Source organism: Caballeronia sp. HLA56 (assembly GCF_054655155.1).
This window is the reverse complement of the sequence record NZ_BAAHOB010000004.1, coordinates 396,817-418,329: the sequence shown is the minus strand read 5'-3', so window position 1 is coordinate 418,329 and position 21,513 is coordinate 396,817. Positions and strand designations below refer to the sequence as shown.

Annotated in this window: 15 protein-coding genes and 1 pseudogene; 10 read left to right on the top strand and 6 right to left on the bottom strand. The window is 60.9% G+C overall.

What is annotated here, in order from left to right:
• Positions 1-37 precede the first annotated feature (37 nt).
• The 3 genes from manD (at position 38) to ACYQ47_RS17985 (ending at position 3,723) form a co-directional block, all read left to right on the top strand.
• On the top strand, positions 38-1,246 hold the full coding sequence (gene manD, locus ACYQ47_RS17995) for a D-mannonate dehydratase ManD (RefSeq protein WP_459906273.1): 1,209 nt from the start codon (positions 38-40) through the stop codon (positions 1,244-1,246).
• Between the two features lie 63 nt (positions 1,247-1,309).
• Positions 1,310-2,347 carry an L-idonate 5-dehydrogenase gene (locus ACYQ47_RS17990; RefSeq protein ID WP_459906272.1) on the top strand — a complete coding sequence of 346 codons (1,038 nt, stop codon included), beginning with the start codon at positions 1,310-1,312 and terminating at the stop codon, positions 2,345-2,347.
• A 56-nt stretch (positions 2,348-2,403) separates the two neighbouring features.
• On the top strand, positions 2,404-3,723 hold the full coding sequence (locus tag ACYQ47_RS17985) for an MFS transporter (protein WP_459906514.1): 1,320 nt from the start codon (positions 2,404-2,406) through the stop codon (positions 3,721-3,723).
• Here the strand turns inward: ACYQ47_RS17985 and ACYQ47_RS17980 are convergent.
• Positions 3,713-4,831: a lactonase family protein gene (locus ACYQ47_RS17980; protein ID WP_459906271.1), complete on the bottom strand. Its 1,119-nt coding sequence runs from the start codon at positions 4,829-4,831 to the stop codon at positions 3,713-3,715. The two genes, ACYQ47_RS17985 and ACYQ47_RS17980, sit on opposite strands and share 11 nt — an antisense overlap.
• 210 nt (positions 4,832-5,041) lie before the next feature.
• On the opposite strand from ACYQ47_RS17980, the gene ACYQ47_RS17975 reads away from it, so the two are divergent.
• From ACYQ47_RS17975 to ACYQ47_RS17955, 5 genes are all read left to right on the top strand, one after another.
• On the top strand, positions 5,042-6,028 hold the full coding sequence (locus ACYQ47_RS17975; protein ID WP_459906513.1) for a substrate-binding domain-containing protein: 987 nt from the start codon (positions 5,042-5,044) through the stop codon (positions 6,026-6,028).
• 76 nt (positions 6,029-6,104) lie between these two features.
• The gene (locus ACYQ47_RS17970; RefSeq protein WP_459906270.1) at positions 6,105-7,601 is read left to right on the top strand and encodes an ATP-binding cassette domain-containing protein; all 1,497 of its coding nucleotides are present in this window, start codon (positions 6,105-6,107) and stop codon (positions 7,599-7,601) included.
• Positions 7,598-8,566, top strand: coding sequence for an ABC transporter permease (locus ACYQ47_RS17965; protein ID WP_250467720.1), 969 nt, complete (start codon positions 7,598-7,600; stop codon positions 8,564-8,566). The genes ACYQ47_RS17970 and ACYQ47_RS17965 overlap by 4 nt, the downstream gene beginning before the upstream one ends.
• The gene (locus ACYQ47_RS17960; RefSeq protein ID WP_459906269.1) at positions 8,563-9,537 is read left to right on the top strand and encodes an ABC transporter permease; all 975 of its coding nucleotides are present in this window, start codon (positions 8,563-8,565) and stop codon (positions 9,535-9,537) included. The genes ACYQ47_RS17965 and ACYQ47_RS17960 overlap by 4 nt, the downstream gene beginning before the upstream one ends.
• 110 nt (positions 9,538-9,647) lie before the next feature.
• A complete protein-coding gene (locus ACYQ47_RS17955; RefSeq protein ID WP_459906268.1) occupies positions 9,648-10,490 on the top strand; it encodes a GntR family transcriptional regulator in 843 nt (280 codons plus the stop codon).
• Positions 10,491-10,987: 497 nt separating this feature from the next.
• On the opposite strand, the gene ACYQ47_RS17950 is transcribed toward ACYQ47_RS17955, so the two are convergent.
• The 3 genes from ACYQ47_RS17950 to ACYQ47_RS17940 all read right to left on the bottom strand — a co-directional run bounded on the left by ACYQ47_RS17950 (position 10,988) and on the right by ACYQ47_RS17940 (position 12,996).
• Positions 10,988-11,257: a DUF1488 family protein gene (locus ACYQ47_RS17950; RefSeq protein WP_459906267.1), complete on the bottom strand. Its 270-nt coding sequence runs from the start codon at positions 11,255-11,257 to the stop codon at positions 10,988-10,990.
• A gap of 25 nt (positions 11,258-11,282) precedes the next feature.
• A complete protein-coding gene (locus tag ACYQ47_RS17945) occupies positions 11,283-11,573 on the bottom strand; it encodes a DUF6723 family protein (protein WP_459906266.1) in 291 nt (96 codons plus the stop codon).
• A 325-nt stretch (positions 11,574-11,898) separates the two neighbouring features.
• Entirely contained in the window at positions 11,899-12,996 is a 1,098-nt protein-coding gene (locus tag ACYQ47_RS17940; protein WP_459906265.1) for an alcohol dehydrogenase catalytic domain-containing protein, read from the bottom strand.
• Positions 12,997-13,869: 873 nt separating this feature from the next.
• On the opposite strand from ACYQ47_RS17940, the gene ACYQ47_RS17935 reads away from it, so the two are divergent.
• Positions 13,870-14,931 carry an SMP-30/gluconolactonase/LRE family protein gene (locus ACYQ47_RS17935; protein WP_459906512.1) on the top strand — a complete coding sequence of 354 codons (1,062 nt, stop codon included), beginning with the start codon at positions 13,870-13,872 and terminating at the stop codon, positions 14,929-14,931.
• 1,001 nt (positions 14,932-15,932) lie between these two features.
• The gene (locus ACYQ47_RS17930; RefSeq protein WP_459906264.1) at positions 15,933-17,951 is read left to right on the top strand and encodes a phage integrase family protein; all 2,019 of its coding nucleotides are present in this window, start codon (positions 15,933-15,935) and stop codon (positions 17,949-17,951) included.
• A 1,267-nt stretch (positions 17,952-19,218) separates the two neighbouring features.
• Here ACYQ47_RS17930 and ACYQ47_RS17925 read toward each other — a convergent pair.
• Positions 19,219-20,667, bottom strand: a pseudogene (locus tag ACYQ47_RS17925) (IS1182 family transposase).
• A 301-nt stretch (positions 20,668-20,968) separates the two neighbouring features.
• Entirely contained in the window at positions 20,969-21,466 is a 498-nt protein-coding gene (locus ACYQ47_RS17920) for an Lrp/AsnC family transcriptional regulator (protein ID WP_459906263.1), read from the bottom strand.
• Between the last annotated feature and the right edge of the window lie 47 nt (positions 21,467-21,513).

Sequence of the window (21,513 nt, the reverse complement as noted above, 5' to 3'; positions counted from 1 at the left end):
TATGCGCTTGACCGCTTGCCCATTCAAGGAAATCCCTATGAAGATCATTCGCGCTGACGTCATCGTGACATGCCCCGGCAGAAATTTCGTCACGCTGAAAGTAGTGACGGACGAGGGCGTGTACGGCATCGGCGACGCCACGCTCAACGGCCGCGAACTGGCCGTCGCGTCCTATCTGAAGGATCACGTCTGCCCGATGCTGATCGGGCGCGATCCGGGACGCATCGAGGATACGTGGCAGTTGCTCTACAAGGGCGCGTACTGGCGGCGCGGTCCGGTCACGATGACTGCGATCGCGGCGGTGGACATGGCGCTGTGGGACATCCTCGGCAAGGTCACGAACATGCCGCTGTACAAGCTGCTGGGCGGTGCCTCGCGCGAAGGCGTGATGGTCTATGGTCACGCCACGGGCCGCGACATTCCCGAGGCGCTGGATCGCTACGCAGAACACGGCGAGCAAGGCTACAAGGCCATTCGCATTCAGTGCGGCGTGCCGAACATGCGCTCGGTCTATGGCGTGTCGAAAGGTAACGGCATGTACGAGCCAGCGACCAAGGGCGCGGTGGACGAGCAAAGCTGGTCTTCTGAAAAGTATCTGGATTTCGTGCCGAAGCTGTTCGAAGCGGTGCGCGAGAAGTTCGGTTTCGATACCCATCTTCTGCACGACGTGCATCACCGTCTCACGCCCATCGAGGCCGCGCGGCTGGGCAAATCCATCGAACCGTATCGCCTGTTCTGGATGGAAGACCCGACGCCCGCCGAGAATCAGGCCGGTTTCCGTTTGATCCGCGAACACACGGTCACGCCGATTGCCGTGGGCGAAGTCTTCAACAGCATCTGGGATTGCAAGACGCTGATCGAGGAACAACTCATCGACTATATCCGCGCGACGTTGACGCATGCGGGCGGCATCACGCATCTGAAGCGCATCGCGGATTTCGCGTCGCTCTATCAGGTGCGCACGGGCTGTCACGGACCGTCGGATCTCTCGCCGGTCTGCATGGGTGCGGCGCTGCATTTCGACCTGTGGGTACCGAACTTCGGCGTGCAGGAATACATGGGTTTCCCCGAGGAAGCGCTCGACGTGTTTCCGCATGCGTGGTCGTTCGATCACGGCATGATGCATCCGGGCGATGCCCCCGGCCACGGCGTCGATATCGACGAAACGCTGGCGGCGAAGTATCCCTACGAGCCTGCCTATCTGCCCGTCGCGCGACTGGAAGACGGCACGCTCTGGAACTGGTGACGGCATCGGTCGGCACACGACATCGAACATTCGAATTCACGCGTTACGCACAGGAACCTGACCATGCTCGCAGCCGTACTCCACGAAGCGAAGAAGCTCCATATCGATGAAATCGACACGCCGCAACCGCTCGCGGGCCAGGTGCAGATTCGCGTGCGCGCGGGCGGCATCTGCGGCTCGGACCTGTCGTATTACTTCAAGGGCAAGAGCGGGGATTTCGCGGTGCGCGAGCCGTTCGTGCTCGGTCACGAAGTGGCAGGCGAAGTCGCGGCGCTCGGCGAAGGCGTCACGGGCCTGCGCGTGGGCCAGCGCGTGGCAGTGAATCCGGGCCTGAATTGCGGTACGTGCCGTTTCTGCGTGAAGGGCATGCCGAACCATTGCCTGAACATGCGCTTCATGGGCAGCGCATCGACGTTCCCGCACATGCAAGGCATGTTCCGCCAGTACATCACGGCGGCGGCGCGTCAGTGCGTGCCGGTGCCCGACACGCTCGATTACGCGCAGGCGTCGATGGCGGAACCGCTGGCCGTCGCGCTGCACGCGCTGAAGCAGGCCGGCTCGCTGGTCGGCGCGAGCATGTTGCTGGTGGGGTGCGGGCCGATCGGCTGCATCGTGCTGGCGGCGGCGCGGCGTTCGGGCGCGCATCGCGTGGTGGCGCTCGATCTCGCGCCGAAGGCCTTGCAGATGGCCGAATCGCTGGGCGCGGATGAAACCGTGCTCGCGACCGATGCCGCGCGCATTGAGCAATGGTCCCGCGAACGCGGCACCTTCGATGTCGTGATCGAGGCATCCGGCAGCCCGGCGGGTCTCGACACCGCGTTGCGTTCGGTGCGTGCGGGCGGCGCGGTCATCCAGTTGGGCAATCTGCCGGCGGGGCAATCGCCGGTCGCGGCCAATCTCGTGATGGCGAAGGAACTGCGCTATCAAGGCTCGTTCCGCTTCACCGACGAATACGCGGTCGCCGCCGAGGAACTGGCGTCGCGACGTATCGATCTTCGTCCGCTGATGACGCATGCCTTCCCGCTCGCGGAAGCCAATCGCGCGTTTGAAGTCGCGCTGGACCGAAATCAGTCGATGAAGGTGCATCTGCAATTCGACTGAACTGTTTCATCCGCCATAACGACGATAAAAACAGGCGGCACACCGGAGACGTGATGATGATCAAAAGCCAGCGATGGTTCGTCGTCGGCCTGCTGTTTCTGGCCGGCGTGGTGAACTATCTCGACCGTGCGGCGCTGTCGATTGCCGCGCCGCTGATTCAGAAAGACCTGCATTTCACCCATGCCCAGATGGGCGTGGTGTTCAGCAGCTTCTTCATCGGTTATGCGCTGTTCAATTTCGTGGGCGGCGTGCTGTCCGACAAGATCGGCGCGAAGAAAGTATTCGGCGGCGCGATGGGCATTTGGTCGCTCTTTTGCGGGGCGACCGCGCTGGCGAGCAGCCTCGTTTCGCTGATCGTGCTGCGTGTGCTGTTCGGCATGGGCGAAGGACCGTTCAGTTCGTCGAACAGCAAGATGGTCAACAACTGGTTCCCGCGTCGCGAAGTGGCGAGCGCGATCGGCGTCATCAATTCGGGCACGCCGCTGGGCGGCGCGCTGGCCGGGCCGATCGTGGGCTTCATGGCAATTCAGTTCGGCTGGCGCTGGGCCTTCGTCATCATCATGGTGATCGGGCTGGCGTGGCTCGTGTTGTGGACCTTCGCGACGACCGAGCATCCGCAGGAAAACAAGCGCGTGAGCCGCGATGAACTCGCGCTGATCGTCGCGGGCCAGCAGACTGACGTATCGATGGAGCAGGGCGCGCACGGCGAAAAGGCCGGGCTCGGCTTCTATCTGCGTCAGCCGCTCATTCTAGCCACGGCGTTCGCGTTCTTCTCGTACAACTACGTGCTGTTCTTCTTTCTCTCGTGGTTCCCGACCTATCTGACCGAAGCGCATCACATGTCCTTGCGCGACATGAGTTTCGCGACCGTGATTCCGTGGCTGCTCGGCAGCATCGGGCTCGCGGCGGGTGGGTTCATCACCGATGCGATTCTGCGCATCACCGGCAAGCCCTTGTTGTCGCGGCGGCTGGTGTTGTCGGTATGTCTGGGCATCGCGGCGCTGTGCGTGGCGTTCGCGGGGCGCGTGCAGACCACGCAGGGCGCGGTCGCGCTGATGTCGGTCACGATCTTTTTTCTGTATGTCACCGGCTCGGTTTACTGGGCCGTGATTCAGGACACCGTGCGACGCGAAAACGTGGGCGGCGTCGGCGGCTTCGTGCATCTGCTCGCCAATCTCGCGGGCGTGATCGGGCCGGCGGTGACGGGCTTCATCGTCGAGGCGACGCATGGGGCGTATGGCGCGGCGTTCGTGCTGGCGGGCGTGGTCGCGGTGCTGGGCGCGTTGTGCGCGTTCATCTGGATTCGCGAGCCGCGCCATGCAGGCCGCGGCGCCACGCAGGCGCGCCCGGCAGAAGCACGCGCGTCTACGCGATGATCTTCACGCACATCGGCGTGCCGATCGGCATTTCATCCGCCTGGTCGACGAGCGCGCCGCTTGCCGGATCGCGCCGCCACACGACGAGGTTATCGCTGTCCTGATTCGCCGCGAGCAGAAAGCGGTTCGATGGCGACAACGCGAAGCTGCGCGGTGTCTTTCCACCGCTTTCGTAGATGCCGCGACGCTCACCGATCGCGCCATCGTCCGCGAGCGCATACACGCCGATGCAGTCCTCGCCTCTGAACGACGCATAGAGAAAGCGTCCGTCGTTCGACACGGCGAGATCGGCGGCGTGGCTCACGGCGCAGGACGCGGGAAGACCATCGACGGTCTGCACGATCTGTAGCGTGCCGTTCGCCGGTTCGTAAGCCAGCACGTCGAGCGTGTTGTTCAACTCGTTGACGACATACACACGGTCGAGCACAGGATGAAACGCCAGATGACGCGGACCACTTCCCGGCACACAGCGCAACGGTTCTGTGAGCGGCGGCAACAGCCCGTCGCCGTTCGCATCGATGCGATAGGTCGATACCGTGTCCGTGCCGAGGTCCGTCACCAGCGCGAAGCGATTGTCCGGCGCGACCGCGATGCAATGCGCATGCGGCACGCCTTGCCGATCCGCACGCGGTCCCGCTCCGCGATGCGCGTATTCGCCGCGCGCCTTCGTCAGCGTGCCGTCGTCCTGCACCGCGAAACTCACGACATGACGGCCTGGGGTTTCGCCCGGTGTTTCGTGCGCATAGTTCGCGACGAAGACATGGCGTCCCGCGCGATCGGTCGTGCAGTAAGCGGACAGACTGCCGCGCGTCGAGCGGCTTTCGCCGACGGCCGCGAGCGTGCCGCTCGCGTCATCGAATGTGTACGCGCCTATCGCGCCTTCCGCGACGCCGAAAACCTCGCTCGATGCGTACAGCATGCGGCGCGCGGGCAGCACGGCGAGATAGGTGGGATTGTCCATGCCATCGAGTTTCGCGAGCCGTTCGAGTTTGCCAGTGGTTTCATCGAGCGACAGCGTGGTGATGCCGCGCCCGTTGGCGGTCGCGAAATGCGGCACCGCGCGATTCACGCTGCCCACGAAAACGAGCGCGCCTTTGCGTTGGTTCATCGTTTCTCCTTCAAGTCTTCCGATGTCGTTCCGATGACGCAGCTTACGCGCCGCACCGACGTGCCCGATTCCGGACAAATACCTACTTGTATGGTAGTAGGTTGATCTCTATGATTCAATCAACGGCACGGTACGGCACCGTAACGACACAAGGAGACGACAGTGGCACTCACATCCATTCGCGCAGCACAACTCGCGGGCATTGCCTGCATGGCGATCAGCGCGGCCGCTTCCGCCGCTGTCGCCACGGGCGATACCTCGAAGGACAAGATCGCGCTATCCAACAGCTATGCGGGCAACACGTTCCGTCAACAGCAGTTGAAGAGCTGGGCCGATGTCGCGACGCAGGCGAAGAAGGCCGGACTCGTCGCCGATGCGCCCGCCTTCACGACGGCCGAGAATCAGGCGACCGAGCAGGCGCAGCAGATCCAGAATCTCGTGTTGCAGGGTTACAAGGCGATTGTCATCAACGCGGCATCGCCGACGGCGCTCAATGGCTCGATCAAGCAGGCGTGCGCGGCGGGCGTGGTGGTGGTGTCGTTCGATGGCATCGTGACCGAACCGTGTGCGTATCGCATCGCGGCGGACTTCCACAAGATGGGCGCGGAGCAGGTCGATTTCCTCGCGAAGCAACTGGGCGGCAAGGGCACGCTTCTCGAAGTGCGCGGGCTCGCCGGCGTGTCGGTGGATGACGAGATTCATCAGGGCATCGTCGATGAACTGAAGAAGTATCCGAACATGAAGATCGCCGGTTCGGTGTACGGCCAGTGGACGCAGACGGTCGCGCAGAAGGAAGTCGCGGGCATCCTGCCGTCGCTGCCGCAAATCGATGGCGTCGTCACGCAAGGCGGCGATGGCTACGGTGTCGCGCAGGCATTTCGCGCGGCGGGCCGCAAGGTGCCGACCATCATCCTCGGCAATCGGCAGGAAGAACTGGCGTGGTGGCAACAACAGGGCGTGGGCGCGTACAAGACCATGTCGATTGCCGCCGATCCGGGTTCGTCGACCTTCGCGTTCTGGGCCGCGCAACAGATTCTCGCGGGCAACAAGCTGCCGCACGACATGTCCCTGCCGACGCTGACCGTCACGCCGGAATCGTTGCCGACGGTCTTGCCGAAGACCGCGCCGGGCACGGTCGCGAGCAATGTGTTTTCGCGCGAACAGGTGGTCGACATGGTGCAGGGCGTGAAGAAATAAAAGCAGAAGTAAAAGCGGAAGTAAAAGCGCTTTCGTATTTCCTTACTCGAACCCACTCCATCCGGAGCCCTGGCGGATGAATCACTCCGATAGCATCGTGTTCGACGCGCCGCACGCTTCGTCTCCTCTGAAAACGCTTCTGTCGATCCGCGCACTGGCCGTGTCCTTCGGTCCGGTGCGCGCGTTGCAAAGTGTCGATTTCGATTTCGCGGCGGGCGAATGCGTCGCCATCGCCGGGCACAACGGCGCGGGCAAGTCCACGCTCATGTCGGTGCTGTCCGGCGCGCGGCGCGCGAGCGAAGGCGCGGTCGAGATGGATGGCGACACGCACGCCAACGGCTTCGAGGCGGCCACGGCGCGCGCGCTCGGCATCCGCTGCGTGTTTCAGGAACTGTCGCTTTGTGCGAACCTCACCATCGAGGAAAACATGCGCGCGGTGCATCCGCAGTTACGCGGCTTTGGATGGCGCAGGCAGGCGCGCCGCATCATCGAGGCGCAACTGGACGCGATCTTTCCGGGGCACGGTTTGCGCGGCACGGACGTCGTCGGCGATCTCTCGCTCACGCAGCAGCAGGTGGTGGAAATCGCGCGTGGTTTCGCTCAGGTGGATGCGCCCGTGCGCCTCGTCATTCTCGATGAACCCACGTCGAGCCTCGACCGCTACACGGCGCAACAACTGCTCGCGTATATCCGCGTCTGCGCGGGGCGCGGCATCACCTGCATTCTCATCACGCACATGCTGGAGGAGATGTTGCAAAGCGCCGACCGCGTGATGGTCATGCGCGATGGCAAGATCGTCGCGACGCTGCCCGCGACGAATCTGGAGAAGGAACACATCATCCGCGCGATGGGGCAGTTCACCGAAGCCGCCGCGCCATCGCAGCAACGCGCGGCGAAAGCGAACGCGGCAGGCGCGCTCATGCAATGGAACGTCGGACCGCGCGGACGCACGAAAATCGAGGCAGCGCGCGGGAGCATCGTCGGCTTCGCGGGGCTGGCGGGACAAGGGCAGACGGACGCCTTGCTCGCCATCTACGCGCAAGCCCGCAAACGCGGATCGGGACAGACGGTGGCGTTCGTCGCCGGCGACCGGCGCGCGGACGGCGTGTTCGCGGACTGGTCGATTGCCGAGAACTTCGACATCCGCGCGCTCTACGACAGTAAAAGCCCGACGTGGATCGACCGCGAAGGACTGCGCGCGCGCTTCGATACGTGGAAGCAGCGCATCAATATCCGCGGTGCGGGACCGGCCGCGCCGATTCTCTCGCTCTCGGGCGGTAATCAGCAGAAAGTGCTGTTCGCCCGCGCGCTCGCCTCCGACGCCGCACTTGTGCTGATGGACGACCCCATGCGCGGCGTCGATATCGGCACGAAGCTCGAAATCTACGGACTGTTGCAGGCCGAAGCCGAGAAGGGCCGCACCTTCCTGTGGTACACCACGGAAAACGACGAGTTTGCTTATTGCGACCGCACCTACGTCTTCCGTGCGGGCCGCGTGACGCGCGTGCTCGACGCGGCCGAATGCACCGAAGACGCGCTGCTCGCCGCCAGTTTCGATGAGGTTCCCGCATGAACACGACCACCGCCGTGAGAACGGCTTCCCCCCGCGCGGCACGGCGCATCGACTATCGCGCGGCGCTGCCGTTCGTCTCGCTGCTGGCCGTGCTGGTGCCGATGGCGATCATCCAGCCGAACACGCTCAGCTACTTCGGCATCGTGATGCTGCTCAACCTCGGCGTGCCGATCGTTTTCGCCACGCTCTCGCAACTGGCCGTCATCACGGCAAACGAACTCGATTTGTCGATCGGTGCGTTCGTGAGTCTGGTGGCGTGCATCGGCGCGACGCTGCTGGTTCAGCATCCCGTGCTCGGCTGGCTCGCGCTCGCGGGATGCGTGGTGCTGTATGCGCTCGTCGGCGCGCTGATCGAGTTGCGGCGCATCTCGTCGGTGGTCGTCACGCTCGGGCTGTCGTTCATCTGGAACGGGCTGTCGGTGCTTCTGCTGCCGTCGCCGGGCGGCACGAGCCCCGACTGGCTTTCCTCGATCATGGGCTTCAAGTCGCCGGTGATTCCCGCGCCGCTCGTCTGGACCGCGGGTATCGCGCTGGTCGCGCATCTTTTGTTGATGCGCTCGCCCGCCGGTGTCGCGCTGCGCGGCGTGGGTGGCAACGCGCCCGCGATGCGCCGTTTCGGCTGGTCGATCATCCGAGCGAAGGCGCTGCTGTTCGGCTGCGCGGGTTTGTTCGGCGTGTTCTCGGGGCTGGCGCTGCTTGGCCTCACTACCTCGGCGGATGCGAACATCGCGCTGCGCTATACCTTGCTGTCGGTCGCGGGCGTGATCCTCGGCGGCGGCGAATTCGTCGGCGGGCGCGTGTCGGCGTTCGGCGCGGTGCTTGGGGCGATTACGTTGACGTTGGCGTCGTCGTTCCTGTCCTTCCTGCAGATTCCGCCTGAATGGCAGGTCGGGCTGCAAGGGCTGATTCTCATCGTCGTGTTGTCGCTGCGGCTCGTGTTCCGCAACCGGGGAGGTCGTCAATGAAAAGCGCGCAATCGATGAACAAGCCCGCGCTCTCGACCACGCTGCGCGACTTGCCGTGGCTCTGGTCGGTGGCAGGCGCGGTCGTGACCGGCATCGCGGCGATGGTCGCGTTCGGCGCATTCACGGCGGGCAACATGCTGTCGGCGGCGTCCGCGTTCGTGGTATTCACCGTGCTCGTCGGACTCGGACAGATGCTCGTGGTGACGAGCGGGCCAGGCAACATCGACCTGTCGATTCCGGCGACGATTGCGCTGGCGGGCGGCGTCGCCATGCGCGTGATGGCGGCGAAAGACGGCGCGCTGCTCGCGGGCATTGGCGCGGCGGTGGGCGTGGGCATCGGCATCGGACTGTTCAACTACGCGCTGATTCGCTTGCTGCGCATTCCGCCGATCATCGCCACGCTGTCGTCGAGCTTCGTGCTGCAATCCACGGCCATCAGCCTCGGACGCGGCAGTTCGGCACCGCCGCCGATTCTCGAGAATTTCTCGCTGAGTCATGTGGCGGGCGTGTCGAGTCTCGCGTTCGTGGCGTTGGCCGCTACGCTGCTGGTGGCGCTCGCGCTTTTTCGTCTGGTGCCGGGGCGAAGTCTCTCAGCGGTGGGACAGAATGCGCGCGCGGCAAATCTCGCGGGCGTTCGCGTGGAGCGCGTGCGGTGCGCGACCTACGTGAGCTGTTCGGTGCTGGTGTCGCTGGCAGCGTTGCTGCTGGCGTCGTTCTCCGGCGGCGCGACGCTCGACATGGGCGCGGACTACATGCTGCTTTCCGTCGCGGTGGTGGTGATCGGCGGCACGCAGGTGTCCGGCGGCCGCGCCAGCCCGACCGGCGTGTGGGGCGCGGCGTGCTTCCTGTTCCTGATCAACGCGCTGCTCAATGCGAGCGGCGCGGGGGCGGGCGTGCGCGCGGTGGTGTACGGCGCGCTCATCATCGCGGTGACGACGATTGCGGGCGGCTCGCCGGCGGCGCGTCGCTGATGAGGAGAGCAGGCGGCCAGTTGCAGTAACGAAGCATAGTAGTATGGAGGCATCGATTCACGACCGAGCACGACCGCCCCGCGCGTTTTCCGCCCACCGCCACGACGACGATGAAAGCTGCCAAATCCGACGACGTCATTCTGCTCGAACCTGACAGCGCCGAACCCGCGAGTCCCGCGCCCCGCCGCGCGCGCCGGCGTCTGGGCGATGCCGGCGCGGTCGCCGAGCAGTTGCCCGACCTGGGCGCGCAAGTGTCGATGGATTCGCCCGAGCCGATCACGCGGCAGATTTATCGCGCGCTGCGTCAGGCGATCTTCGCCGGTCAGATGGTGCCCGGCACGCCGCTCTCCGAAAAGGAAGTCTCCGACATGTTCCATGTCTCGCGCCAGCCGGTGCGCGAGGCGTTCATCAAATTAGTCGAGGCGGGCGTGCTTCAGGTCTTGCCGCAACGAGGCACCTTCGTAAAGCGCATCTCGCCGCGCCGCGTGCGCGAGGGACGGTTCATCCGCGAGGCCATCGAGACCGCCGTCGCGCGCAAGGCCGCCGCGCACATCACCGATGCACAACTGCGCACGCTCGCCGATAACCTGAAGGATCAACGCGTTGCCGCGAAGGCGAACGACACCGCCGCGTTCCTCGCGCTCGACGAGGCGTTTCATTGCACGATTGCGCAGACCATCGACTGTCAGGCCGCGTGGGACACCATTCAGGACATCAAGGCGCAGATGGATCGCGTGCGCTATCTGAGCCTGCCGGACGATTCGCCGCTCGATCATCTCATTCGCCAGCACGCGAAGATTCTCGCGGCCCTGCGCGCGCACGATCCCGATGCCGCGGAAAACGCCATGCGGTCGCATCTGCGTGAAATTCTTGTCACCCTGGGCCCAATTGCGAAGCGGAATCCGGCATGGTTCGAGGCGGATGAGAGTGAAACTGTGCCGTTATTGGAATGATCTTCGCTATGCGTCCGAGCCGTATGCGCTCGACGGCGCGAGCGGTCACACGTCTGTTTGCTTAAATCCTGTAGTGCGGGTTCTGTTGAGGCGGCAGCTTCGTTCCAGGGCCGAGATTACGTGCTCACACGGGTTCGGTCGTGAGTGTTCGCTTGCCGGTGCAGGCGGTAGCGTCTTGCTGTTCGACACAGCCCACGTCAGCATGCTGCCAAAGCTGCAAAGTTTGTACATGTCCGGTACCAAAAGTCTGCAAAGGCGGACGACTCGCCTCGATCGCCGACCCGAATGTCGACTGCATTTTGCAATCCGCCGTTCGGGCGGACGGTCCTCAACAGGCGGCTTCGGGTCGCGAGTACGCATTGGCGCCGGTGTGACTCGTCATTTTCGGCCAACGACGTGCGGATGACCGGAACGTGGAGTACAGCAGCCTCAGCAAGACCGACGCTCGAACGACCGCAAAGGCCGAAACCGCGACGGTAGACACCGATGCGCAGACCTCACCGCCTCCAAAAATCCTTGGGGATGAGGAGAATCGGGCTGTCGCTGCAAGTTAAAGATTTTCGTTCGGCAACAGCATGAATGCGGGCGCGACCATCTTGGAAACATTGCAATATGCGTTGTTCGGCGGCTGAAGGCTCGAGCCAGAAAAACTGTTGCAAGGCTTCGATCGTCATGACGCACGCGAAAGAACGTTTGTTCCTTATCACCGAGAATTCGACACCGCGCTTGGTCAGGCGAAGTGGAGGTTGATTGATTGGAAGTTCCATTGCTTGTTAAGTCAATCGGCTGGCGTTAGAGCTCGGGGTTCTTAAGATCACTCTCGACAATGCTGCGCCCGATCTGCTGGGCAGCCGAGATTGCCTCGTCCTTGCTTGCGAAGGGGCCAATCGGCAAAGCGCCGTCAAACGGGAACAGCAGTGTCGCATCTGTTTTGCGGACCACCTTCAATGTCCCGTAAAAGCCACTTGCTCGAGTGCCACGATAGGACGCGTAGATGGCGAAATCGCACTCGGACAAACCAGGCGTCGGTGGCATTGGTTTTGTCGGATAAGGAACTAACTTTGGTCGTTTTCCAGTGGACATATCAACGTCTCCGGACTCAAACTCTACGAGACCTGGAAAAGGCAAAATTTATTCCTATAGCGGCGCTTAAACGGGACAAGATCTTACAATATTCATCGTCCCGTCTTTGACTTCGATCGTCGTGTAGCGGAGTTTGCGGCTCCAGCGGAAGACCAGGAAGACCGACTAACCGGAGCGCCGGCGTGCGCTGTCGCTTCAGATGGAGTTGTTGATACGAGTAACTATGTAATGTCCTCACCCGCTATGGAAGTGCGAGTCTTGAACCGATGAATTAGGGCATCAAGGTCATCGGGCGCGCCCACATTGAACTCAAGATTACCGATGGTCAAGCGTACAGTTCGTCCGGCGCGACCTTGCAGCCACGCACATGCAGCTCGTCCCAGTACCGGTCCGATAGGTTGAGCCAAGGGGACGACAAATTCTCCTGTAAACCGCTGTCGATCACCGCACCGGCCGCTGTCAGTGCGACAGCATTCATTCGGATTCCAGTAGCGCGTATCAAGCTAAAAAACCGCTTCAGCTCTAGCTGATAGTTAAAGCCGAAAACCGGTACGAACACGCCCACGACGCCAATCCCACCGGTGAACTTCACCGACGAGACCAGATTGTTCATGGTGAGATTAGGTCGCTCCTTGCGCTTTGGCGCGGGATCGTGGCACTGGTAGCCGACGCATTCGCATCCCACGTCTGCGCCCATTCCGTGCGTCAGGTCCATCACCCGCTGCACCGGGTCATCTTTCGAGTAGTCGATCGCGATTGCGCCGATCGATTCGGCTAGCTTCAGTCGGTCGGGATGGCAGTCGACCACCATTACGCTGCAGGCGCCCTTGATCATTGCCGAATGTGCCGCCATCAGCCCAACAGGTCCCGAGCCATAGATGACCACAGCGTCGCCGGGCCGCATCCCGGCTAGTTCAGTTGCGTGCCAACCGGTCGGGAAGATGTCCGCACACATCACATAGTCAACTTGCTTCTCCTGCGCGTCCGGCGGTAGCTTTAAGGCCATGAAGTCCGCCCAAGGCACGCGCAGAAATTCGGCCTGTCCACCCTGCCACGGCCCCATGTCCGCAAAGCCGAATGCACCGCCGGCAATGCCGGGTTGGTTTGCACTCAGGCAAAATGCAGTAAGTCCGCGCTCGCAGTTCTTGCAGTGTCCGCAACTGATATTGAACGGAAGGCACACCCAGTCGCCAGGCTTGAGGCGCTCAACCGCCGGTCCCACCTTCAATACCACGCCCAGGTTCTCGTGACCAAATATTCGACCCTGTTCGAAGTCGGTCCGGCCCTCGTACATGTGAAGGTCAGAGCCGCATATGTTGGTGCTTGTGATTTTGACAATGGCGTCGGTGGGACGCTCGATCTTAGGCTCTGGCACGTCTTCAACTGCCACTTGTTGAGGACCGCGATAGACAACAGCTTTCATAGTCTGGCTCCTTTAATCTGTTAGCAATGGCTGCCACGCAGAAAGGAGGTGGCTGCGGGACGCTGGGAATGCGTCGGTAGTTCGAGGCCCCGCCGGGCCGTCCTTAAGCCCAAGACTTCCAAGCAAGGATAGGGCAAAAATTCAACAATGATAGGGGGATTGAGTTTTACAGTGAGTGTCCGAGGCGGTGGGAACTAATCACCGTCCCGAGCGGAGTGATCCAGCAGCATTGAAGCGATCACTCGTAAGGATACCTACCGAATAAGAAAGCCACATAACCCATTGTTCAAGTATGTTTGAACTTGTTACTCCTCATTCGGATATTTATGACCGTCGAAGTCATCCAGTCCAGCCGACAACATGCTATGGAGCGGTCTGTCGTCGCGACATCATTTGCTTACACGATCAGCAGCGCTTTCACCATCCAAGCCGAGACCTTCGATGCCTAGGAAAACACCTACGATCTTCGGATCGTAAGTGTTTATAGTAGGTCGTCTAGGCGTTTCGCTAGCGGTACGGTCGGTAGATCGGGACTCGGTCACACAAATGTCATGAGAGCTTGTTTTTTTGCTGCTGCTTTTTCTCGGAATGTTCTCGTTAATCGGGCCAATTACTTACACCGACCATCAATCTGCGGCTTTCGTTTTTTTAAGGGCCCCGACTTCAAACACCAGGGGTTGGCAGCTGGCTGGTGCACTTATGACCGTCGCGGGCGCCGTCTCCAAATGGTCGTCGTACGCGCGACGCTAGTTGCGCCCGGCTTCACACCCGCAACGCCGGTGTCCTAGACAAGGAGTCGCCATGAGTCAAATAAGTCGCTGTTTCGCCGCTGTAAGTCTTGTCTGCGTCGCACAAGGCGCACTCGCGCAGGGCATGCCGGATGATGTCGCAACAAGGGCACGTGCAAGCGGCGCTCAGCTGCAGCTCGTGGCGCGATTTGAGCATCAAGTCACAGGCGTAACTGTTTCGCCAACAGGTCGCACCTTCGTCAACTTCCCTCGCTGGACTGAAGACGCGCCCATCTCAGTGGCCGAGCTAGGCGCAAGCGGCGATTTGCGGCCTTTTCCCGACGCCGAGTGGAACTCCTGGCGCAACGCACGGCGAGACGAAGTCTCTGCAGCCGATCATTGGGTCTGCGTTCAGTCAGTCGTGGCGGACAAGCAGGGCAATCTGTGGGTGCTCGATCCTGGCGCGCCTGCGCAATCGTTGATCGTGCCAGGCGCGCCCAAGCTTGTGCAAATTGACCTCGGAACGAATCAGATCGCCTATGTGTTTCATTTTGACGAAACCATCGCACCGCAGGGCAGCTATTTGAACGATCTTCGTCTTAGCCCCGATGGTCGCTTTATCTACATCACCGACTCGGGCGTGCGAGGCGCCATAGTCGTCATTGACCGGACAACAGGCGTTGCTCGGCGCGTCCTGGACGGGGATCCCAGCACACAGATTGACAAGACGGTGACGGTTCAAGTCGATGGCAAGCCTTTGCGGCAGACAGACGGACGCGGCGTCAGTTTCTCGGCTGATGGAATAGCATTGACACCGGACGGGCGATACCTCTATTTTCAAGCCGTCAAGGGCAAGACACTGTATCGCATTGCAACGGACGCGTTGCAGAATACGCAGCTAAGTGCTCAACAAGTAGCCTCGCGTGTGGAAGCGGTCGGCATCGACGGCACTGCTGACGGCTTGCTTTTCGATGAGCGCGGCCGGCTCTACGTGTCGGCGGTAGAGCACCATGCAGTTCGGGTACGCAATGGCGATCGGTTATGGACGCTCGTGCGCGACCCACAGTTGCGCTGGCCAGATACCTTCGCTGAAGGCCCGGACGGCACTGTGTATGTGACGGACTCTCGAATTCCGGACATGAGCTGGTTCACGCCGGGCAATCCTGTTGCTCTGCCCACCTCGTTGTACGCGATCAAGCGCAGATAGGTCCAATGGCTTAAGTTGAACCGACCGTTTTGTTGGCCGTTCGTAGTTGCCAGCGCCTGCGGGAAGCTGCGAGCGGGTCGAGCGCGAGTATGGGTGTCGTCGCGTTCATTCTGACCGATCGCGAAACGTTGAACCAGTATGGCGAGGAACAAGCCGCGCGCCTTTGTTTAACAGCTTCTCGCGCAGCGCGCCTTGTGCATACGGTGTCTTGTGAAGTTTGCGCGTCTGCAACTCGGGAATGACGAGATCGGTAAAGTCCTCGCAGCATTCCAGCGTCACCGTGCTAGTGGGGTAAAGCCGTCGACGCCGGGTTCGTCCACCCACGATTGCAACGAGACAGCCACCCGCGCCGCGTCACCGACGATGGTTATATTGCGCCCGCGTAGAAACCTAGTCGCGGAAGACTGTGCGTGCGCTTGTTGCCCGCTAGGCAGCACACGATGCCGGAGACTACAGACTAGACGCAAAGAGTCCCGTTTCTCAGCATGGCTGGGCCAGAACAAACGCCGATGTTCTGCTTACTGTCCTTTCGCCTTACTCTTTGGTGTCGGCGATTCGCGCATGATATAAAACCCTATACCCTCATGGCTTTGGCCATCCGGGATTTGTTGAATCTATGGCTGTCGTCTTTTTTGCTCAAGTCCCCGTGCGTATGGGTCGATCGTTAGGGGCCGACGATCGCGCAATGCAAGACGTGCTGCATGGTGCAGCATTAAGCTGGCTGGTTAGAACGTGGTCAGTCTATGTGAACTAAAGATCTACGCGTTAAAACGATGGACTGCTAATCATTATTAGCAGTGAAGGTTTTAATGGGTAAAATGAGGGGTATCGCCATTTACACCTCGCCGAAAGCCCATTAGCACGTGGCAGAGGTGGGTTTTCGGACTAGTCAGTGGGCTGAGACGTTACTGCCAGGTGGCAATGTTTGGACGGCGGGCGGAGCTGAGCGGCGACGCTCTATGGATGAGGTGAGCACCTGCGGGAGCACGCACGACAGATCGATGGCCAATCAACCCCAACAATTGACGCTGCCCACGCCGCGCACCTACACCCGCACCGACTTCACGGCGCTGCGCGCGTTCGTGCAGCGGGTGCCCGCAGCCACCATCGCGCGGCTTTACTATGACGTCGAACGCTCGCCCCATGCGGCGAGCGCCGAAACCACCGAGCGCTACCTGCGCCAGATGCGCGATGACCTGGTGAGCCTGGCGCTCAAACACGGCTCATCGGTGCTCGCCGATCACCTGAAAGCCTCGATCAAGCAGCACGGCAGCGCGCGGCTTACGGCCATGACGCTGCGCATGGTCGAGCAGGCGTCGACCCTGGCGGCCGCCTCGCCGGCGCTGGGCCATCCGGTCGAGTTGTGGTTCCGGCCGCTGATCGCACGACGCTTGATCGGGGAGGGGATCACCACGCTGGGCGCCCTGATTGAGTACTGCAACGCCCGTGGCGGCAGCTGGTGGCGATCCGTGCCGCGCATCGGACCGCTGCGCGCGGCGACCCTGGTGGCATGGCTGCGTCGCCATGAGCGAAGCCTCGGCGCACGCGTCGCCGACGACGTTGATGCGAGGCCACTTGACGTCACCTTTCGCGCAGCGGGCAAGCCGGTTGCCATCGTGGTGGGCGGCGATCCGGCCGTGCCGCGTCTGGCGCCCTTCGAGCAGCTTGCCGTGCCGGATGAGTTATCGGGCAGTGATGGCCTCTATCGAGGCATCAACCGCGCGGGCAGCTTCGCCTTCATTCGCGCTGAGCACGATCTGGCCGCCTTGCACGCCTACCTGCACCGCTACCGCGATCGGCCTGTGACCTTGCGCGCCTATACGCGGGAGCTTGAACGGCTGATTTTGTGGAGCGTGGTTGTTCGACAGAAGCCGCTGTCCTCACTGCTCGTTGAAGATTGCGAGGCCTACAAGGACTTTTTGCGAGCGCCGATCGCGAGCTTTACGGGACCGAAGCGTCCGCGCACGAGCGGCCGTTGGCGGCCTTTTGCGCCCGATGGACTGTCGGACGACAGTCAGGCGTATGCGGTCCGCGTAATCCGTGCGACATTCGCCTGGCTCGTTGAGGTGCGCTATCTCGCCGGCAATCCCTGGAGCGCCGTGCATGAACCGGCGACGGTCATCCGCGAGTCCGCTGTCCAGGTTCACCGCGCGCTACCCGCGGATCTTTGGACGCGCGTCCGACGGCTGCTCGATGAACGTTGCACGGTGCCGAATCTGCCGTCACGCGCAAAGATGGGCGACCCAGCGGCGCGTTTGAGCGAGCGGGCGCGGGTGCGTCAGGAGCAGGAGGCGGCACCTCAATGGCGTGCCGCACGTGCTGCCATCCTCTTGATGGGGGACTCGGGACTGCGTCGCGTGGAAGCCGCTCAAGCTCGGCGCGAAGATCTGCGGCCTTCTGACGTCAGAAGCAAATTGTCGGCATCCGCGCGGCGCACATCAGGGGAGGCGCCTGCGATAGGTGAAGCATCTGGGTTGCGTCCTCGGAACGTTTGGATCCTGTCAATTGTCGGCAAGCGGCGCAAGCAACGCACGGTGCCGGTCAGTGGCGCCACGCTCGATGCGCTGCGCGCCCACTGGGCCGACCGCGATCGTGATTTTAATGGTCATGCGCACGGGCCGCTCATTGCGCCACTCTGGATTCCCGAGACCGACGCCGCGCAAGATCGACATGCCGCCGCCGACGAAGACATGGCCTACACGCCGGACGCACTGGGGCGGCTGGTACGCATGGCCGTCCGGCGCCTCGTGGTTGAACTGCGAGCGGATCCCGCGTCGCTAGGCGAGATGAGCACCGAGGACCTGGTGCAACTAGTGAATACCTCGGCGCATGCGTTCCGTCATACGTTCGGTACGCGAGCGGTCGCGCGGGATATGCCGACGGACGTTGTCCAGTCCATCCTCGGCCACGCCTCCCTGCAAACAACTTCGATCTACGTCAAGGCGGAAAGGCGCCGCATGCTCGAGGCGGCCGCGCAGTACTACGCCGATGATGACGGGTGGGATGAAAATGAGCGTTAGGCAGAGATCGGACATGTTTGCGGTAAGCTGCCCAGATCTGCTTCTGACGTTGGAAACACTGCGCACCGCGTGTGGACTTCTGACGTTGGAAAAGCAGAGTTAGATAAGCGTAAGCTTGCGAGCTAACCGGCTAAACGCCAAAAACTTTAAACCAACTGACGGAGCGAGGCTTTGCTTGTCCTCTACCCCGTGCCGGCAAGCGGTGGACAAATGGGGTCCCTCTGGCTGGACCTCACCCAAAAAGAGGCGCATTTGATTGCGACCATTAAAAAAAATTTGGCTCGACCCATACCGTTGAGCTAGATAACGCGGGACGCGGTGGGATCCGCATTGAATTCTCGGGCGGCAATGCGAGTGTTTGCAGTTCTCGCGACGACGAAGGTCTTGCACGCGCGGTGTTGCCGACAAAAACATTCGTCACGGTGACACGATGATTTTTAAAATTCAAAGGAACACTTCGCCGATAGGAACAAGCGCATCGAATGCAAAGGTGCTTTAATTCTGCTACCGGTTGCACTAAATCTGCTAACACACCTTTGGCGTCGCGATCTGCTCCCCGTACATGCTTATCGTGATGAGCAGCCGACTCATGTTTGTGCTTGCCGCGCAATTGCGGCTGGACGTTGCGCGGATGTTATCCCGTGCTTTTCGCATGATCGATGTCGGTGTCGAGGCATACGGACCACGTCAATTTACATCAAAGCAGAGAAGCGACGCATGCTTAGGGTGGCGGCAAGATACTACGCGGACGACGATGCGGAGTAACCGCAAAATTTTTCATCTGGGCTCGTTTCAGCATCCATCGACGTGCGAGCTACGTATCGGCATAACCGGCGCTACCAAGGCGCGTCAGTTCTTTTTAAATGCGGGTCCGGCAACGCCGGTCGGCGGATTTGCTCTCCACACTATGAATACACTTTCGCTTTCCGTCGCTCTTTGCATGGCTGCACAAGTGCTACGCGACGTTGCCACTGCCCACTGCACGCCGTCTGGTTTTGACATGGACGCAGCTGCATGCCGATGCGGCCGATGTTCTCGAAAAGGAGTTGAGAGCAATCCAACCGCTGTCATCAGGGGAAGCCTGAATTTTCCGAAAGGGCACGGGTTCGTTTTGGCGGCAGCCGGCCCAGACCGTGTCAAAACCCCAATAAGATGGGTTGGCCAGAACAGCGTCAACGGCGGCGGACCAAAGCGTCGTCCGTACAAGGTTCTGGTGCCGTAGAGTCGCGTGTTCGACACGATGAGGTGCGATCCTCCTGCCTGCCCATCAACTCGCTGCTTGCACGCTTCGATCTTGAATTGCGCAGATCAAGTCCGCCCAGCCGAGTAGTTTGATGACCCGCTTCATGTTGTACGCCAGCACGTGCAAACTCATCTCAGTGCTGACCTTCTCAATAGTTCTGGTCAGGAAATGTGTTGCGCCCATCCAGGCCTTGATCGTCCCGAACGGATGCTCGACGGTTTGCCTCCGATACGCATCATGTGCGGTGATGGTCAAGACGCGTTTGCATTTGTTCTAGAACGGCCTGTGTTCCCATCGGCTCACCCGTCGTTGAACGCTGGGAGTGCACTTGTCTTTTAGCGTGCATTGCTGGCAATTCGAACTCCAGTAGCGATGAAGTCTCAGACCGCTCTCCACGGTTGCATACCGCCAGATCAGACGCTCACCCGCCGGGCATGAATATTCGTTCTTCGATGCGTCATAGATAAAGTCGTCCTTGCCGAAGCGACCATCGGCAGTGGCATCCGAGGTTACCGACTTTGGTACGAACACTGTGATGCCTGCTTCATGACACGCGAGGATTTCTTCGCTCTTGAAGTACCCTCGGTCAGCGACGACGGTGAGGTTATCAACTCCCATTTCGGCTCGCGCGAGGCGCGACATCGACGTGAGTTTGTCCCGGTCGAGGCCGGTGTTAGTTACTTCATGGGCAACAATGAGATGATGCTTCGCATCGACTGCCGTTTGCACGTTATAGCCAACCACGCCCGTGCCTCGCGTCTTCATTGAACGGGCATCAGGGTCGGTCAGCGACAGTTGTTTATCCGGTGCCGCATTGAGCTTCACCTCGATATCCCTGAGCACCTGCATCTGCTCCTTCAGCGCCGAGATTTTGTCTTGCAACCGCTCTGCCTTTGCTTTGGCGATCGTCGGCTCCTGACGGTCAGCTGTCTCAAGCGCCACGAGATAACGGTTGATGCTTGACTCGATATCTTCCATACGCCGCTTCAGCTTTGCGCTCGTGAAGTTGCAGTCCCGGTTGTTGACCCCCTTGAACTCGCTGCCGTCAATTGCGACGAGCGCATCGGAGAATAGATCCAACTGTTGGCACAGCATCACAAACTGCCGACACACGGCACGAATCGGCTTACCGTTATCTTTGCGGAAACGGGCGATCGTTTTGAAATCTGGCATCAATCGCCCCGTCAACCACATCAGTTCGATATTGCGTTGAGCCTCGCGCTCCAGTCGTCGACTGGACTGAATGCGATTGAGATAGCCGTAGATGTATATCTTCAGCATGATTTCAGGATGATATGACGGCCTGCCAGTATCAGCCGGTTCAACACCGTCAAAACCCAGTTGACCAAGGTCGAGTTTGTCGACGAACACGTCGATCACGCGGACAGGATTCGTGTCCGCTACGTAATCGTCGAGCGATTCAGGAAGCAGGATGCTTTGCGTACGACTGTCGCCTTGAACAAAACGCTTCATCTTGTTCACCCTGTACCCGATGCCACCATGATAGGTGTTCAAAATGCGTTTTGACACACTCCGGGCCATGAGCGGTCGTTCAACGGATCACTTGGGGCGGCCGCTGAAGCGCGCTCCTCGGCCCAGTCGACGACCCGAATCCTTATATACTTCGAAGCCTCAGATGAAAACAACGCCAGTATGCGCAGAGCAGAGAACAGGAGCTAGGCCAGACACAGCCCCGGGGTTCTACCACACAAGGTGTTCTGCCCCACTATTGCTCGTTTTCATATGCCCGCCGCACGCTTGCTACGCTCATCTGTTACGTGCGCGCTTTCGCACGCGCGAGCGGTACATCAAGCGATAACTTCACACGCTCCATCGCAACGAACGTCCGGAAGTGCTTCACGTTGCCTTCGGTAAAGAACAGGGACCTCGTCAGCGCCGTGTACTCCAGCATGTCCCGGGTCGCCATGATAAGGATGAAATCCACGTCGCCGGTTACGTAGTAACACTGCTGTACTTGGGGACAAGTCGCGAACCGCTCCTTCATCGAATCAAGAAGTTCGATACGTTCACTTTCCGCCGCGACGTGGACGATGAGCGTCACGTTTGCTCCAACTGCCTCGCGCATCAGAACGCTCTTGTCCGCGGCAATGACCCCGCTTGCCCTCAACCTTTGCAACCGACGCGCCACGGATGGCGCGGAAAGGTTGATGGCATTCGCGATTTCGCGGTGTGGGGTCAGATTATCCCGCTGGACCAACTCGAGGATGTCAAGGTCGTACTGGTCGAGTGCGATAGGGTCTGCTGAAGTCATAAGAATTTTTCTCGTTTGAAGGCCCAATAATAATAAAGAAAAAACAG